The sequence below is a fragment of the Pseudomonas nitroreducens TX1 genome (genome assembly GCF_000313755.1).
GTDB classification, from domain to species: domain Bacteria; phylum Pseudomonadota; class Gammaproteobacteria; order Pseudomonadales; family Pseudomonadaceae; genus Pseudomonas; species Pseudomonas nitroreducens_A.
Genome location: NZ_AMZB01000116.1, coordinates 48,594 through 64,984, shown reverse-complemented (window position 1 = coordinate 64,984; position 16,391 = coordinate 48,594). Strand labels below are relative to the sequence as shown.

Here is a 16,391-nt window from a genome sequence, read left to right as displayed (position 1 = left end):
GGCCAGTCTGGACGTCAGAGGTGTGTCGTGGGGGCGGGAGGGTTCTGGTGGTCGGGCTTCCTGCGCATCTGCAGGATGATCGGTGCAAGGGCGAGTCCTACGCGCAGCAACCGCACCCAGCGGCGCTTGCGGCCGAACAGCAGGGCCAGAGCCGCAGCGCCGCCAGCCCCCCAGAGCGGGGTGCTGCTACTGCTGAAGCTGCTGCGCACATTCTGACCCAGGCTGCGGGCCTGACGGAGCGGGTGCAGAAGCAATTCGCCTTCCTGGCGAATCTGCTGGCGCTGCATTTCCAGGCGCAGACGAACGATGGCCTTGCGCAGCTCCGCACGACTCAGGTTGCGGGCGTCGGGCATTTCACTCATGGCAGCAGTCGCTCCCGGTCACGGGCCAGCTCTTCGAGAGTGGCATTGAATGGCGAGCCTTCGTCGGTGACCAGCAGGTGCAGGCGCCAGGCACACAGCAGACTACCGCCGATATAGAACAGGCACAGGCCGATGGCCGCCTGCAGGCGATAGCTGTCCCAGAAGATGATCAGCACCAGCACCGACAGGGCGACCAGCAGCAACAGCGCGAAGACCAGCGCCAGGCCGGCCATCAGCAACATCTTCACTGTGCGGGTCTTCTGCTCCTGCAGTTCGATGCCGAGCAACTCGACGTGCCCGTGCAGCAGCCCGAGGACTGCGGCGCCGAAGCGCCGCAGGGAAGGGGAGTTGGCCGGGTTTTTCGGCCCGGCGTCCATGGGCTCGCTCATGGATCAGCGCCGGCTGACCAGCAGCCCGAGAAGGAAGCCGACACCGGCGGCGATGCCCACCGCTTGCCAGGGATGTTCTCCCAGGAATTCCTCAGTGGCATCGACGGCGGCTTTGCCCTGGTCGCGGACCGAGTCCTTGGTGGAGTAAATGGCCTCACGGGCGCGCTTGAGGCTTTGGTGGATCTGCTCGCGCATCTGGTCGGCTTCGGCGCCTGCCAGCTCGGCCGAGGTTTGCAGCAGTTTCTCGGTGTCGCTGACGAGGGCCTGGAATTCGGCCAGGAGTTCGTCCTTGGCGGCGTTCACTGCGGTCTTGCGAGGCATGTGATGCTCCTTGTGCTGGTTGAGGTTCCTAGGGTTCGAACCCCGCGGGTCCGGGAAAGTTTCTCATAAATTCACCCCCCGGCCGCGGGGCAGATGCGAGCTAAAGCCTAGCCGCGGATCAGGGGAGTGCTGGTATGCCGCTTGCATTTCTCTGGTGCGCATGGAGTGCCGAGCGCCCCATGGCGGGGCGGTTCCGGTGCGGTGAATGGCCGGAAAAATAAGCTCAAACCACTGAAAAACATAAGGAAGTACAGGAAATTGCGAAGCGGGTCGGATGGTCTGTGGACCAATCTGAACCAGCACTCGGCTCCTCTGTGGTGCATCGCTGCTTCAGCGTGGTGCGATCCCGGGGTGCCGCGAGCCGTTTTGGTGCTTTCCCCAACCTCCGGGGCTGCCTGTAGTGATGGAAAACCTCAATAGTGCCGTAGAGACGCTGGTCCACGGTTCCAACACGCTGTTCCTTCTGATCGGCGCGGTCATGGTGCTGGCCATGCACGCGGGCTTCGCCTTCCTCGAAGTGGGCACGGTGCGCCTGAAGAACCAGGTGAATGCCCTATCGAAGATTCTCTCGGACTTCGCCATCTCAACCCTTGCATATTTCTTCGTTGGCTACTGGATAGCTTACGGCGTCACGTTCCTGCAGCCGGCGGCGACGCTGGCGAACGAAAACGGCTACGCGCTGGTGAAGTTCTTTTTCCTGCTGACGTTCGCCGCAGCGATTCCCGCGATCATTTCCGGCGGCATTGCCGAGCGTGCCAAGTTTGGTCCGCAACTGTGTGCGACTGCGCTGATCGTGGCCTTCGTCTATCCGTTCTTCGAGGGGTTGATCTGGAACGGAAACTTCGGCTTGCAGAACTGGCTGAAGGCAGAGTTCGGTGCTGCCTTCCATGATTTCGCCGGATCCGTAGTGGTACATGCCTTTGGCGGCTGGTTGGCGCTGGCCGCAGTGGTTCTTCTGGGGCAGCGCAATGGTCGTTATCGAGAGGGCCGCCTGGTCGCTTTCGCGCCGTCGAACATTCCGTTCCTGGCGGCGGGTTCGTGGATCCTCATTGTCGGCTGGTTCGGCTTCAACGTTATGAGCGCGCAGTCGCTGGCGGGAGCCAGTGGGCTGGTGGCGGTGAACTCGCTGCTGGCGATGGTCGGCGGCACCGTGGCGTCGCTGCTGGTCGGTCGCAATGACCCGGGCTTCCTGCACAACGGGCCGCTGGCCGGGCTGGTGGCGGTCTGCGCCGGCTCCGACCTGATGCATCCCATCGGCGCCCTGGCCACCGGCATGGTGGCGGGCGCGTTGTTTGTCTGGGCGTTCACCGCGACTCAGGTGCGCTGGAAGATCGACGATGTGTTGGGTGTCTGGCCGCTGCACGGTCTGTGCGGCGCGTGGGGCGGCATTGCCTGCGGCATCTTTGGTCAGCAGGCGCTGGGCGGGCTGGGTGGGGTCAGCCTGGCCAGCCAGGGTATCGGTACGCTGCTGGGCGTGGCGGTGGCGTTCGCCGGCGGCCTGCTGGTGTATGGCCTGGTGAAATCGGCTGTGGGCATCCGTCTGTCGAAGGAGGAGGAGTACTACGGCGCCGATCTGTCGATCCACAAGATCGGGGCGCTCAGCCAGGACTAGGACGCAAGGCCTTAGGAGCAAAAAAAGCCCGGCAGATGCCGGGCTTTTTCGTCATGCCGTGCGGGTTACCAGAGCGGCATGGTGTAGCTGACGATCAGACGGTTTTCGTCGTAATCGTTGGTGTAGTTGGTGCGCATGGTCGCGTTACGCCATTTCACGCCCAGGTTCTTCAGCGGGCCGTCCTGGAAGACGTAGGCAATGTCGGTGTCGCGTTCCCATTCCTTGCCTTCGCCGTCGGTGGTGATCAGGTCGATGTTGTCGCCTTTCACGTAGCGGGTCATGAAGGTCAGGCCGGGGATGCCGAGGCCGGCGAAGTTGTAGTCGTAGCGTGCCTGCCAGGACTTTTCGTCCTTGTTGGCGAAGTCGCCGATCTGGATGTAGTTCACCAGGTAGGGGTCGGTGCCGTTGATGTAGGCGAAGCCGGTGTCGCCGCTCATCTTCTGGTAGCCGACGCCGAAGGCGTGATAGCCCAGGGCGTAGGTGAACATGGCGTTGAGCGCCTTGTTGTCGACGTTGCTGCCGCCATCGTCATCGGACTTGGCCCAGCGGATGTCGGACTTCAGCGACTGTTTATCGGCAATCGGCAGCACGTGGATCAGGCCCAGGTAGTGCTGCTTGTAGATGTCTTCCAGGCCGCCGTAGTGGTAGCTGGTGCTCAGGCTGTCGGTCCACTTGTAGGTGAGGCCGCCGAACAGGAACTTGTTGGATGTGAGGCTATCGCCCAACTTGATGTTGCGCTTGCCGCCGCCGGTGATGGTCATGTCCTCGTAGTCCGAGGAGTCGCGCTGGTTGACCTGGTAGAGACGGCCGCCGTCGACGGTCAGGCCCTCGAGTTCCGCGGAGTTCAGGGCGAAACCGCTGAAGGTCTGTGGCAGCAGGCGCGTGTCGTTGAATTGCACCACCGGCATCTTCGGCATCAGGGTGCCGCCCTTCAGGGTGGTCTTGGAGGCGCGAAGCTTGGCGGTAACGCCCAGGTCGCCGTAGCTGTCTTCGGCGCGCTTGTCGCTGGAGGAACGCTGCAGCAGGCCGGTGCCGCTGCGGTCAGGCGAGGAATCGAGTTTCAGGCCCAGGGTGCCCAGGGCGTCGACGCCGACACCGATGGTACCGTCGGTGTAGCCCGATTCGTATTTGAGGATGAAGCCCTGTGCCCATTCTTCGGCCTTGTTCTGGCTAGGGGCCGGGCTGTCCTGGCGGAAGTCGCGGTTGAAGTAGAAGTTGCGCAGTTCGACGGTGGCCTTGCTGTCCTTGATGAAGTCGGCATGGGCAATGGTCGGAACGGTCAAGCTGGTACCCAGCGTGGCCAAGGCCACGGCACGGGCGATCGGGGTCTTGCTCATTGTTATTGTCTCCTCGAGCGCTTGGGGCAGTTTGATGATGCCGACTGGATCAGGGCCGGCATGTCAATCTGTTACAGCCTATCTACTAAATCATTACCGAATGTTGACGACTCTTAGACCTTAGTCGCTGATTGGTAAGCGGGCTATTGAAGCGCCAATCGGCGACTGGCGTGGCTTTCACTGCACCCAGTGGGGGTAGTAGCCCAGCTTGTCCTGCACTTGAGCGTCGTGGGCGGGCACAACGGTGAGCGTTGGATGGGCAAGCATCAGTTCATGCACGCGGGCCACTTCGGCGAGGGTCTGCTCGCGGTTGTTGTCCACCATGTTGCGGCTGATCCAGAACTTTTCGTGGGGGCCGGTGAAGCCGGACAGCCGCCAGGTGGTGTCGCCGCTGAAAAAGTAGCGCCGACCCTCGTCGAGGGTGATGAACAGACCCACCGCCCCAGGGGTATGGCCGCCCATGGGTACGAGCACCAGGCTGCCGTCGCCGAACAGGTCGAGGCTGCGGTCGTAGCTCAGGAAAGGGCCGGATTCGAACTGGAAGGGCACCCATTTCACCGGATGACGGAACTGGCTGGGGAACACCGCCGGCGGCTGGGCGATATGGGCGTAGTTGATCTCTTCATAGGTTGCCCAGACCGGGACTTCGGGGAAGTCCGACAAGGCTGAGGCATGGTCCCAATGGGCATGGGACAGGATGATCCGGTCGATGGCGATGCCGCTGCCCTGCAGTTGATCGCGCGCGGGTTTCAGGCCCTCGTAACGGAACAGTGGCTTGTCCCACCAGGGCATGTCCTGCTTGAACTGCGCGTCCGCCTGGCTGCCCAGACCGGTATCGAAGAGCAAGGTGGCGGCATGGTGCTGGACCAGCACGGCGGTGTGGTTCATCGGAACCTTTCTCGTCCAGTCGCCGCCTGCCACGGTCAACGCATCCAGCGTGGTGATGCCTGAGGTGCGGATCAGCGAGAAACGCAGGTCCGCGGCCTGGAGGTTCAGACAGGTGAGGGCGAACAGCCCGGCCAGCAGCAGGGATGGGAGACGCATCGGATTTTCCTTTTTCTGAAGCGAAGGGGAGCGCCGCCGCTTGAACGACGACGCGGGCAATCAACAGGGCGTTAGATGAGCGTCAGAAGGCGGGTTGCGCGACGTAGCCTGGCAGGGCACGCACACGGGCCAGCCAGTCCTGCACGTAGGGATAGCCGCACGGCTCCAGGCCGCCCTCCGGCGCCAGGGTGACGTAGGGATAGATGGCAATATCGGCGATGCTCGGCCTGTCGGTCTGCGCCAGCCAGCGGTGATCGGCCAGCGTCGCATCGAGCAGTTCCAAGGCATGGCGGCCCTTGGCCTGGGCGGCGGCCAGGTCACCGGGGCGCTTGAACAGCTGGATTACCCGGGCCATCGCCAGGCCGTGCTGCACCTCGTTGGCCGAGAAGCTCATCCAGTTGGCGATGCGCCCCTGGGTGATGGCATCCTGCGGGTACCAGTGCGGCTCGGCGTACTGCCGGGCCAGGTAAGCGAGGATGGCGTGGGAGTCGCCAAGGCGCAGCTCGCCATCCTCCAGCGCCGGCACCTGACCGCGCGGGTTGATCGCCAGGAAGGCCGGGCGCTTGTGCGCGCCGCCCATCAGGTCCACCGGCAACAGCTCGGCTCTCTGCCCGATGAGCCCGAGAAACAACCGAACCTTGTAGCAATTACCGGAAAGCGCGACGTCGTGGAGTTTCATGGCGTGAGTCCTTTGCGATGTTGCCGGGACGGCGATGTGGTAGATATTAGACAGACAGGTCTGTATAGTTCAAGCGAAATGATTGCCGGCCAATCGGATCCGCTGTCGCCCTGCAATTGTCCGGCTCCCCTGGGCGTCGAGCCTCGCGCATAATGTCCGGTCAGGAGGGAATGCCATGGCATCCAGCAAACGCGAGCTGCTGCTCGCCACCGCACAGGATCTGTTCTACCGCGAGGGCTACCACGCCACCGGTATCGACCGGATCCTCGCCGAGTCGGGCGTTGCGAAAATGACGCTGTACAAGCACTTCAAGTCCAAGGACGAGCTGATCATGGCCGCGCTGGAAGAGCGTCACGTCCGCATGGTCGAACGCATGGAGGTGGCCGAACGCATTCTGGCGCCCCGCGAGGCGATCCTGGCGGTTTTCGACGGCTTGCAGGAAGTGCTCAACGCCCCTGATTTCTGCGGCTGCGCCTTTATCCACGCCGCCGGTGAATTCCATGATCGCGAACACCCCATTCATCAGCAGGCCGCCGAGCACAAGGCTTTCCTGGGGCGTTTCTTTGCCGCCCAGTTGGCGCGACTCGGCGCAGCGGAGCCGGAAGCGCTGGCTCGGCAACTGCAATACCTGCTTGAGGGCGTGCTGGTGATGGCGCACATGCAGGGGCCGGCGCATCAGGGGCGCGAGGCCCGTGCCGTGGCCGATACTCTGCTCAAGCACGCCGGAGTCTGAAGCATGTCGCCAATCAAGGAGCCCAACCTGCCGCCGGAATGCCAGCTCTTCGGCACCCTCGGCTGCCATCTTTGCGAAGTGGCCGAAGCGGTGCTGATGCCCTTTGTCGAGCATGGCCTGATGGTCGAACTGGTGGACATCGCCGACCGCGAGGATTGGGTCGAGCAGTACGGCCTGACTATCCCCGTGTTGCGTCGTTGCGATTCTGGCGCCGAACTCAACTGGCCGTTCGACGCCGAGCAGGTCGCCGCTTTCCTCAGTCGCTGAGGCACTGCGGGCTCAAGCGCCGCTCAGCCTTGAGCGGCGCCGGTGCGACAGCGGGGGATTGCCCATGAAAATAACCCGTCCTTGCGACGGGCTTTTTGTGCCTGCGGACTCACATCAGGGGAAAAATCGCAGGCAATAAAAAACCCGCTGTTAGGCGGGTTTTCGGGATTTGGTCGGAGCGACTGGATTCGAACCAGCGACCTTCTCGTCCCGAACGAGACGCGCTACCAAGCTGCGCTACGCTCCGTTTGATGGCGCGCATTCTACCGAAAAACTTTTGATGCACAAGGGGTTAGCGAAAAATTTCTGAAAAAAGATTTTCCCGCCCCAGGAAACGCGAACGCCCCGCAGACCGATCAGGGGCCTGCGGGGCGTTTTCACCACCGGGAGAATCAGAGGTCCTTGACGGTCCGTACCTGATCCTTGTTCACACGGGCGGTTTTGCCATCCAGCTGTTCGAACTCATAGAAGCCGGATTCTTCGTCGTACTTGGGCTTGTCGACCGACTGAATCTCGCGACCATCGTTCAGGGTGATGACCGACGGAGTGGAGCAACCTGCGAGCACTCCGAAGCCCAGGGCGAGCAGGAAGGCGGGAAGCATCCGTTTGTTCATTAGTGAATCTCCTGATGAGCGAACAAAAAAGTACGAAAAGTCTGACCGGGAGGACTACGGCATAGTTCCCGGAAAATTTTCGAATGCGTTGCTATCAGGCGCGATAGAGCAGCTCCGGGGTATTCAGGTTGGCCAGGCGTGGGTCGTCGGCTGGGCAATCCACCGCTTGCAGGCCCAGTTTCGAGAAAACGTAACGGGGGCTGCGATCGCCCTGGTTCCAGGCTTCCTCTATCGACGCGCACATCGCCACTGGGATGATGCTGAACAAAGGCTCCCACTGCGTGCCGCAGCGCAGCATGTGTACGACGTCCGGCTCTGCGGCCGATGCGCGCAGCAGGCGCTGCAGCAACTCGGCATCCAGGCGCGGCGCATCGCAGGGAAGAACCAGCAAGTGCGAATGACGCGCGATGGCCAGGCCTGCCCGGATACCGGCCAGCGGGCCGGGGAAGTCCGTGCTGTCATCCTGTACCAGGCGGTCGGCGAAGCCGGCGTAGACGTCCGCGTTGCGGTTGCAGGAAATAATCAGATCGTCGCTGAATGGGCGGGCGAGGGCGGCCGCATAGCTCACCAGCGGGCGGCCCTGCCACTCCATCAGGCCCTTGTCCTGGCCGCCCATGCGCTGGCCGCGTCCTCCAGCGAGAATCAGGACGGAGCAGGGGGGGAGCGGGGCTTGTGGCATGTCAGGGTCTCCAGGGCGGGCCTGTGATATAACACCGCGCATTCCAACCTCACAAGCAAGGGCCCTCATCATGAGCCACAAGGCCGAGCAGCCATTCGTCCCGCTGAACATCGCCGTCCTCACCGTCAGCGATACCCGCACTCTGGAAACCGACACCTCCGGCCAGCTGTTCGTCGACCGCCTGAAGGCCGCGGGCCACAACCTCGCGGCCCGCGTCCTGCTCAAGGATGACCTCTACCGCATCCGCGCCCAGGTCGCGACCTGGATTGCCGAAGACGAAGTGCAGGTCGTGCTGGTTACCGGCGGTACCGGCTTCACCGGCCGCGACAGCACCCCGGAGGCCGTAACCTGCCTGCTGGACAAGGTAGTGGACGGCTTTGGCGAGCTGTTCCGGCAGATTTCCGTGGCCGACATCGGCACCTCCACTGTCCAGTCCCGTGCGCTGGCCGGCCTCGCCAACGGCACCCTGGTCTGCTGTCTGCCGGGCTCCACCAACGCCTGCCGCACCGCTTGGGACGGTATTCTCGGCGAGCAGCTTGACGCCAGCCACCGCCCTTGCAATTTCGCTCCGCACCTGAAAAAGGCGGCGCCCTGCGAGAGCCGCGGATGAGCGGCTGCGACAAGCCGGGACTGCTGCCGGTCGAGGACGCCCTGGCGCGCCTGCTGAGCCTGGCGGAGCAGGCGCCGATCCTCGATACCGAGACCCTGTCGCTGAGCGAGGCTGACGGCCGCGTGCTCGCCGAGCCCCTGTTGGCCGGACTGGACTTGCCGCCGTGGCCGAACAGCGCCATGGACGGCTATGCGCTGCGCCAGGCCGACTGGCAGGGCGAGGCGCTGCCGGTCAGCCAGAAGATCTTCGCCGGGCAGGCGGGCGAACCGCTGGTGCCGGGCACCTGCGTGCGCATCTTCACCGGTGCGCCGGTACCCGAGGGCGCCGATTGCGTCGAGATGCAGGAAAACGTCGAAGTGCTGGAGGACGGCCGCGTGCGTTTCCTCGAGGCACTCAAGGCCGGACAGCACGTACGCCCGCAGGGCCAGGAAACCCGCAAGGGGGACTGTGTGCTGCCCGCCGGCACGCGCCTGGGGCCGATCGAGATCGGTCTGGCGGCATCGCTAGGTCATGCCGAATTGAGTGTGCGTCGCCGCCCGCGCGTGGCGCTGCTGTCCACCGGCGATGAATTGGTCGAACCGGGCCAGCCGCTGGCGCTCGGGCAGATCTACAACAGCAACCGGCACCTGCTGCGCACCTGGCTGCAGCGCTTTGGTTGCGAAGTGGTGGACGCCGGCATCCTTCCGGACGACTTGGAGCGCACACGCGCGGCCCTGGCCGGGTTGTCGAATGTTGACCTGATCCTTTCCACCGGCGGCGTTTCCGTCGGCGAGGCGGATTTTCTCGGTGCGGCCCTGCGTGAAGCGGGCGAGCTGGCGCTGTGGAAACTGGCGATCAAGCCGGGCAAGCCACTGACCGTGGGCCAGTATCAGCAGGTGCCGGTGATCGGGCTGCCGGGCAACCCGGCGTCCACCCTGGTGACCTTCGCGCTGCTGGCGCGACCCTACCTGATGCGTCGCCTCGGTATGCAGAAGGTCGAGCCTTTACGCCTGCAGGTGCCAGCTGGCTTCAACTGGACCAAGCCAGGCAATCGCCGCGAGTACCTGCGTGCAAGACTGGAGAACGGCCGTGCTGTGCCTTTCGCCAACCAGAGTTCCGGTGTACTGCGCAGCGCCGCCTGGGCCGAGGGACTGGCAGAAGTGCGCGAGGGAACGACGCTGGTTGAAGGCGATTGGCTGGTCTTCATCCCGTTCAGCGAGTTGCTCGACTAACCGGCCGACCGGTATCAGCCGGAAACAAACGGGGCCGCAGAACGCGGCCCCGTTTGTTCTTGCGGGTTCCTCCACCAGGGCTCAGGCGATATCGGTCGTTGCAAACCCAGTTGCCGTGTTCACCCCGGTCAGCACGATCAAGCTGTCGCCACTGTCCACCGAGTTGCTGTGGTTCTCGTCGATGACCAGCCACCCATTGCCCGTGCCCGCAGCGTTCCAGGCCATGTAAGAACCGCTGGTTGCCGTGCCCGTCGCCATCGATGCGTTTGCGGCGGCGACGAAGGCATTGAAGTCGGACAACGAGGAACCATTGGCAATGGTGACGTTGCCCGCAGCCAGCGAGGTGACGATGGTGTCGTTCGCCGAGTTGAAGTCGCCAATGGTATCCGCGGTTGCCAGGGTGATGCCGGTGTTGCCGGTGGAAAACACGAAAGAGTCGTTGTCCTTGCCGCCGAACAGCAGGTCGATGCCGGTGCCGCCATGGATCTCGTCGTTGCCGTCCTGGCCGAACACGGTGTCGTCGCCCGAACCGGCAAGGATGATGTCGACGTTCTGCCGGCCGTAGATGACATCGTCGCCCGAGCTGAAGTCGTACCCCCCGCCGGGTAGGGTTTCCGTCCCGGCGTTGGTGCCAGTGACGACGCTGAAGGTCTCGTTGTAGGTGGCAAGCGTCGCACCGGAACCCTGGCTTGCCTGGACCGTCACCTCGTAGATGGTGCCCGACGCCAGCCCCGTTGTGCTGCTGAGCGCTCCCGCGCTGCTGACGGCGAACAGCCCGCTGGCATCGGTGCTGATGCTTGCCGCGCCCAGGGCGCCGGACTTGGCGCTGAAGAGGCTGAAGGAATAACTGCCACCCGCGTCCGGGTCGGAGCCGGCGGTCACGCTGATGGTGCCGATAGCTCCGTTGTTGCCGGGCACGCCATTGCCCGTGATGAAGGCGTTGGAGGTGTCCGCCGTCAGCGTCAGGTCGCGCGGCGCATCGTTGCCGCCGGTAATGCCGAGGGTGATGGATTGGCTGGCCGAGGTCGCGCCGTCAGCGGAGGCTGTGACGGCATACACCAGGCTTGGATTGCTGCCGGGCTGCAGCGCTTCAATGGCTGCGTCGTTGGCCACGAACTTGTAGGCGCCGCTGGTGCTGTTGAGGTACAGCGTGCCGAAGATGCTGCTGGTGTTCTGCAGGTCATAGTCCAGTTGTCCCGTCGCGCTACTGCCAGCCAGAGCGAAGGTGAAGCTGGAATCGCCATCGCGGCTGGTGACGCTTAGGGTGCCGGTCTTGTCGGTGAAGGTGTCGTCGGCGGCCGTGTCGGTGTAGCTCGCCACCACGGGAGCCACCACCGGTGCATCTTCGGCGCCGTTGAGGTTGATGGTGATGGTCTGGTCGGACGAGGTCGCGTTGTCCGCTGCAGCGGTAACGTGATAGATCGCGCTCGGGTTGTTGCCACTTTCCAGGCCTTCGATGGCCGCGTCGTTCGCAACGAACTTGTACGCGCCCGTGCTGCTGTTCAGGTACAGGGTGCCGTAACCACTGCTGGCGTTCTTCAGGTCATAGTCCAGTTGTCCCGTCGCGCTACTGCCAGCCAGTGCGAAGGTGAAGCTGGAGTCGCCGTCGCGGCTGGTGACGTCCAGGGTGCCGGTCTTGTCGGCGAAGGTGTCGTCGGCGGCCGTATCGAGATAGGACTCCAGCACGGGCGCCACGAGCGGGGCGTCTTCGGCGCCTGCAAAGGTGATGGTGATGGTCTGGTCCGCCGAAGTCACACCGTCGGCAGCAGCGGTGACGTGATAAACCGCGTTGGGAATGCTGCCGCTTTCGAGCGCTTCGATGGCTGCGTCATTGGCGATGAACTTGTAGGCGCCACTGGTGCTGTTCAGGTAGAGCGTGCCGAAGGCACTGCTGGTGTCCTGTCGGTCGTAACCCGATAGCACCGAGTCACTGCTGCCCGACAGGGTGAAGGTGAAGCTGGTGTCACCGTCGCGGCTACTGACGTTGAGCGTACCGGTGGTATCGGCGAAGGTGTCGTCGGCCTCTGTGTCGGCATAACCCGCAACTACCGCCGTCACCTCCGGCGCATCTTCGGCCCCGGTCAGGTTGATGGTCAGGGTCTTGGTGGCGGTTGCATTCGAGTCATCGGTCACCTTGAGCGTGAAGCTTTCGCTGGTGCTTGCCTCCAGCGCTTCGACGGCGGAGTCGTTGGGGACGTACTCGTAGGCGCCACTGGTGTCCAGGTAGAGCGTGCCAAAGTTGCCGACCAGTTTCTGTTGATAGACGTGGCCGTTCACATCGAAGGACCCGGTCGCAGCACTGCTGTCATCGATGGCATAGCTCGCCGTATCGCCGACGTCGCGGTCCGTGCTGGTCAGTTGGCCAGTCACGCTGGTGAAGCTGTCGTTCCCCGAGGTGTCGATGAAGGTGAAGGCGGTCAGCGAGGCGTTGAGCTCGGGGGTATCGTTGACGCCGTTCAGGCTGATGCTGATGGTCTGGGTGGCGCTATCGGCGACGCCATCGGTCGCGCTGACCGTGAAGTCTGCGGTCTGGGTGGTCTTCAGGCCCTCCACCGCGGCATCGTTGGCGACGAACTTGTAGGCCCCGCTGGCGGTATTCAGGTAGAAGGTTCCGTAGTCCGAACTCTTCTGCACGTTGAAGCCGGCACTGTCCCCGGTGCCGCTCGAGGCGCTGGAATCCGCCAGTTTGTAACTCACCGGGTTGCCGTCGGCATCGCTGCCGTGCAGGGTCCCGCTCACGTTCGCAAAGCTGTCGTCCCCCGCGGTATCGGTGACCGTGCCATTGCTGACGGTGGCCAGGGTCGGCGCATGGTTGACGCTCGAGATCAGCGTGCCGCTGGTGTCGACATACTTGCCCTCGCCACTGGTCGAGCTGTCGCTGGTGACCCGCACGCCAATGGTCAGCAGTGTGGGATTGGCCAGCAGTGCGCTGATGGATTCCGGCAGGTCGAGCGTCGCCAGGGAGAACGACATCGACTCGCCGGCGGTGAGGAAGCTGGCCTTGTTCGTGCCCGTAGAGCCAAGCCCGGTGCTGGAAACCTTGTAGACGTCATCCCAGGTAATACCGGTGCCGTTCATGTTGAGGCTGTTATCGGATTTGGCCAGGGTAACCGTCCCCTCGGCACTCTTGTCGCCGTCCGAGAACCAGAGGGCGTTGAGATCCAGATAGCCGGATGTGCAGGTCACCGTGAAGCCGGTGCCGTCGAAAACGATCTTGAATTGCAGGCCGGATGCAACCGAACCGAAATCCCACTGATACGACTCGCCCATGATTTATCCCTCAGTTCAGAGCTGACACGCCTCGGACAACCTCTATATCAAGCTCGCGGTCAATCAGTCCCTGAGTCGGGAGCCTGCGGGTTCTGGGGCAGGAGCCTTTGATGCCGCCAGAGGGCGGCAGGCGTGTCGAGCGATGGCGCCAGTGCAGGGCGACCTTGCGTCACCCGGAGTTCCGTGCACCGAACGATGCCAAGGCTCGTTGAAACCTCCCATCCATGCATCCATCAGGTCGTTGTTATCTTGATTCTCCGCTCGCTCCAGACCTTCTGGGAGGCACGGGATGTTCGAAGTCCCGAACCTGAACAGGTCTGTACTGACTTCAGACGGTAGCTCAATGCCATCAGGGTGCTCGTCGTTTCGACAGGGATTTGACGAAAGCGAGGGGGGAATCCGACAGATGGTGAAAAGCGTCAATATCCAAACGCCATGTGCTTTGGCGCGGGCAGCTGCGCAGTGAAAAACGCCGGTCTCAGACCGGCGTTTTCTTGTGCTGCTGGCGATATTCGCCGGGCGTCTGGTCCGTCCAGCCCTTGAAGCTGCGATGGAAGGAGCGCGACTCGGTGAAGCCCAGGTACTGGGCGATGTCCTGGATCGGCAGGTCGCTGTGCACCAGGTAGTGTTTGGCGAGTTCCTGGCGCAGTTCGTCGAGGATCTGCTGGTAACTGGCGCCGGCCTGCTGCAGGTGGCGTTGCAGGGTGCGCACGGTCATGTCGAAGCGTTCGGCGACGCGCTCCTTGCGCGGCAGGCCGTCCTTGAGCAGCAGTCGCAGGGCGTTCTTCACCCGCAGCGGCAGCGGCTCGTCGTCGTCCAGTTCGGCCATCAGCGCCAGGGCGTGTTCTTCCAGGGTGCGCAGCAGATTGGCGTCGGCCTGGCGCAGCGGGTAGCTGAGCAACTGCAGGGGTACCAGCAGGGCGCTGAAGGGTTGCTCGAAACGCACCGGGCAGCCGAACAGTTGCTCGTACTCGGCAACATCGGCGCCCTCGGGCTGCGCGTGCTCGAACCAGACTTCCTGCGGCGAGCCATCGGTGTCGGCGATCCAGCGCGCATAGAGCAGCCAGGATGCCAGCACGTTTTCCACCATGTGCCGGCGGATCTGCGCCGCCTCGTGACGGCAGTTCCAGATCAGCTTGATGTGGTCCGTGCCCGGTTCCAGGCGGCTGACGCCCATGTCGCCGACCAGCTTCTCGTAGGGAATGATGCGGCCCATGGCTTCGCCCAGGTTGGCGCAGTTCATGGTGATGTAGCCCAGCACGCTCCAGGAGCCTGGCTGCACGAAGCGTGCGGAGTGCAGGCCGAACAACGGATCGCCGGAGTGCGCGCAAAGGTGCTGCAGCAGGCGTTCGTGGGCCTCGCTCGGCAGACGCTGGCTGTTGTCGCTCAGTTGCGAGCGTTCCAGGCCGGCAGCCTTGAGGGCAGCGTCCTGGTCCATGCCGAGGGACTCGGCGTGGCGCAGGTATTTCAGCAGTGCGGGGACGGAGGTGTAGCCCAGGGAATGCATGGCGTGAGTTCTTGTTCTTCGGTGTCTCGATCGGCAACTGCGCCTGTCTTGATCCGACAGTGACAGGGCAGGGCGGCTGGCTAGTATAGGCAGCCATCAAGCGGCACCGGAATAGCTATCGAAATGGCAGACAGAGACCTGGATAAAAGGAGCGGGCATGCGACGCTGGAACGGCTGGGGTGAAGAAACGACGGTGGTCGAACTGCCCGATAACGGGCGTGGGTTCCTCGCCGAACTGGTGGGCCCGGGCCTGACGCTGCCGGACGCGACGCTGGAGCAGGTACTGGCCAAGGTGCCGGCCTCGCGCCTGCCCGAGCATCCGCTGGTGGTGCGCGAAGCCCGGGACCGCCTGCTGCACGCTCGCGGCCAGAGCCTGCCGGACTGGCTGGCGATGCGCGAAGGCGACTTCGGCGTGTTCCCCGACGGCGTGGCCTACCCGCAGACCGCCGAGCAGATCCGTGAGCTACTGAAGTTCGCCGAGCTCTGGGACTGCCTGGTGATCCCCTATGGCGGCGGCACCTCGGTGGCCGGTCACATCAACCCGCCGGTGTCCGACAAGGCGGTGCTCACGGTTTCCCTGGAGCACATGAACCGCCTGCTGGAATTGGACGAGCAGAGCCTGATCGCCACCTTCGGCCCCGGCGCCAACGGGCCGCAAGTAGAAAGCCAGCTGCGCGCCCGGGGCTATACCCTCGGTCACTTCCCGCAGTCCTGGGAGCTCTCCACCCTCGGTGGCTGGGTCGCCAGCCGTTCCAGTGGCCAGCAGTCGCTGCGCTACGGGCGCATCGAGCAGCTGTTCGCCGGCGGTTCGCTGGAAACCTTCGCCGGTACCCTGGAAATTCCGACCTTCCCGGCCTCCTCGGCGGGGCCTGATCTGCGCGAGATGGTGATGGGCTCCGAAGGTCGTTTCGGCATTCTCTCGTCGGTGAAGGTGCGGGTCACGCGCATCGCCGAGGACGAGCGTTTCTACGCGGTTTTCCTGCCGTCCTGGGAGCAGGCGCTGGAAGGCATCCGCACCCTGGTGCAGGCGCGCGTACCGCTCTCCATGCTGCGCCTGTCCAATGCCGTGGAAACCACCACCCAGCTTGCACTGGCAGGTCATCCGGGGCAGATCGCCTGGCTGGAGCGCTACCTGAAACTGCGCGGCGCGGCCGAGGGCAAATGCATGCTGACCTTCGGCGTCACCGGCGACCGCGCCCAGAACGCGACCTCGCTGCGTGCTGCGCGGCGCCTTCTCAAGGCCTTTGGCGGCGTGTTCACCGGCACCCTGTTGGGCAGGAAATGGGCGCAGAACCGCTTCCGCTTTCCTTACCTGCGCGAAGCGCTGTGGGAGAACGGCTACGTGGTCGACACCCTGGAAACCGCCACCGACTGGTCCAACGTCGACAACCTGCTGAACCGTATCGAAGCCAGCCTGCGTGAGGGCCTGGCCGCCGAAGGCGAGCGCGTGCATGTGTTCACCCACCTGTCGCATGTCTATGGCGAAGGCTCGAGCATCTATACCACCTATGTGTTCCGCCCGGCGGCCAGCTATGCGCAGACGCACGAGCGCTGGCGCAAGCTCAAGCACGCTGCCAGCCAGACCATCGCCAACCACCGCGGAACCATCAGCCACCAGCACGGCGTGGGCAAGGACCACGCGCCCTATCTGCCGGTGGAGAAGGGCCCGCTGGGCATGGCGGCGATCCAGGCGCTGGCCGGGCATTTCGACCCGTCCGGCCGGCTGAACCCCGGCACGCTGCTGCAGGACTGAGAC

16 protein-coding genes and 1 tRNA gene are annotated in these 16,391 nt (G+C 63.9%); 6 read left to right on the top strand and 11 right to left on the bottom strand.

Annotation, left to right across the window (positions count from 1 at the left end):
* Positions 1–14: 14 nt before the first annotated feature.
* Genes C167_RS32635 through C167_RS0116105 form a run of 3 tightly spaced genes read right to left on the bottom strand, consistent with a single transcriptional unit; the run spans position 15 to position 1,072 of the window.
* On the bottom strand, positions 15–362 hold the full coding sequence (locus C167_RS32635; protein ID WP_037006178.1) for a hypothetical protein: 348 nt from the start codon (positions 360–362) through the stop codon (positions 15–17).
* Positions 359–739 (bottom strand): phage holin family protein, encoded by a 381-nt coding sequence (locus C167_RS0116110; protein ID WP_017519314.1) that lies wholly within the window; start codon positions 737–739, stop codon positions 359–361. Before C167_RS0116110 ends, C167_RS32635 begins: the two co-directional genes overlap by 4 nt.
* A 15-nt stretch (positions 740–754) precedes the next feature.
* Complete coding sequence (locus C167_RS0116105; RefSeq protein ID WP_017519313.1) at positions 755–1,072, bottom strand: DUF883 family protein; 318 nt, start codon at positions 1,070–1,072, stop codon at positions 755–757.
* A 403-nt stretch (positions 1,073–1,475) separates the two neighbouring features.
* Between C167_RS0116105 and C167_RS0116100 the strand changes: the two genes are divergently transcribed.
* A complete protein-coding gene (locus C167_RS0116100) occupies positions 1,476–2,684 on the top strand; it encodes an ammonium transporter (RefSeq protein ID WP_017519312.1) in 1,209 nt (402 codons plus the stop codon).
* Positions 2,685–2,749: 65 nt separating this feature from the next.
* Here C167_RS0116100 and C167_RS0116095 read toward each other — a convergent pair whose 3' ends face one another.
* From C167_RS0116095 to C167_RS0116085, 3 genes are all read right to left on the bottom strand, one after another.
* Positions 2,750–4,021, bottom strand: coding sequence for an OprD family porin (locus C167_RS0116095; protein WP_017519311.1), 1,272 nt, complete (start codon positions 4,019–4,021; stop codon positions 2,750–2,752).
* A 177-nt stretch (positions 4,022–4,198) separates the two neighbouring features.
* Entirely contained in the window at positions 4,199–5,065 is an 867-nt protein-coding gene (locus C167_RS0116090) for an MBL fold metallo-hydrolase (RefSeq protein ID WP_017519310.1), read from the bottom strand.
* 82 nt (positions 5,066–5,147) lie between these two features.
* The gene (locus C167_RS0116085) at positions 5,148–5,744 is read right to left on the bottom strand and encodes a glutathione S-transferase family protein (protein ID WP_017519309.1); all 597 of its coding nucleotides are present in this window, start codon (positions 5,742–5,744) and stop codon (positions 5,148–5,150) included.
* Positions 5,745–5,919: 175 nt separating this feature from the next.
* Between C167_RS0116085 and C167_RS0116080 the strand changes: the two genes are divergently transcribed.
* Entirely contained in the window at positions 5,920–6,477 is a 558-nt protein-coding gene (locus C167_RS0116080; protein ID WP_017519308.1) for a TetR/AcrR family transcriptional regulator, read from the top strand.
* A 27-nt stretch (positions 6,478–6,504) separates the two neighbouring features.
* On the top strand, positions 6,505–6,744 hold the full coding sequence (locus C167_RS0116075) for a glutaredoxin family protein (RefSeq protein WP_275590564.1): 240 nt from the start codon (positions 6,505–6,507) through the stop codon (positions 6,742–6,744).
* A 170-nt stretch (positions 6,745–6,914) separates the two neighbouring features.
* On the opposite strand, the gene C167_RS0116070 is transcribed toward C167_RS0116075, so the two are convergent.
* The 3 genes from C167_RS0116070 to mobA all read right to left on the bottom strand — a co-directional run bounded on the left by C167_RS0116070 (position 6,915) and on the right by mobA (position 8,037).
* A tRNA-Pro gene (locus C167_RS0116070) sits at positions 6,915–6,991 on the bottom strand.
* Positions 6,992–7,136: 145 nt separating this feature from the next.
* Positions 7,137–7,358: a YgdI/YgdR family lipoprotein gene (locus tag C167_RS0116065; RefSeq protein ID WP_017519306.1), complete on the bottom strand. Its 222-nt coding sequence runs from the start codon at positions 7,356–7,358 to the stop codon at positions 7,137–7,139.
* A 94-nt stretch (positions 7,359–7,452) separates the two neighbouring features.
* A complete protein-coding gene (mobA, locus tag C167_RS0116060; protein ID WP_026079100.1) occupies positions 7,453–8,037 on the bottom strand; it encodes a molybdenum cofactor guanylyltransferase MobA in 585 nt (194 codons plus the stop codon).
* Positions 8,038–8,107: 70 nt separating this feature from the next.
* Between mobA and moaB the strand changes: the two genes are divergently transcribed.
* On the top strand, positions 8,108–8,647 hold the full coding sequence (moaB, locus tag C167_RS0116055; RefSeq protein ID WP_017519304.1) for a molybdenum cofactor biosynthesis protein B: 540 nt from the start codon (positions 8,108–8,110) through the stop codon (positions 8,645–8,647).
* Positions 8,644–9,858 (top strand): gephyrin-like molybdotransferase Glp, encoded by a 1,215-nt coding sequence (gene glp, locus C167_RS0116050; RefSeq protein ID WP_017519303.1) that lies wholly within the window; start codon positions 8,644–8,646, stop codon positions 9,856–9,858. The genes moaB and glp overlap by 4 nt, the downstream gene beginning before the upstream one ends.
* Positions 9,859–9,939: 81 nt before the next feature.
* Here the strand turns inward: glp and C167_RS0116045 are convergent, their stop codons facing one another.
* A complete protein-coding gene (locus C167_RS0116045; protein WP_017519302.1) occupies positions 9,940–13,128 on the bottom strand; it encodes a beta strand repeat-containing protein in 3,189 nt (1,062 codons plus the stop codon).
* Positions 13,129–13,606: 478 nt separating this feature from the next.
* Positions 13,607–14,635, bottom strand: coding sequence for an AraC family transcriptional regulator (locus C167_RS0116040; protein ID WP_017519301.1), 1,029 nt, complete (start codon positions 14,633–14,635; stop codon positions 13,607–13,609).
* Between the two features lie 157 nt (positions 14,636–14,792).
* Between C167_RS0116040 and C167_RS0116035 the strand changes: the two genes are divergently transcribed.
* Positions 14,793–16,388, top strand: a complete 1,596-nt coding sequence (locus tag C167_RS0116035) for an FAD-binding oxidoreductase (protein WP_017519300.1) — start codon at positions 14,793–14,795, stop codon at positions 16,386–16,388.
* The last annotated feature ends 3 nt before the right edge of the window (positions 16,389–16,391 follow it).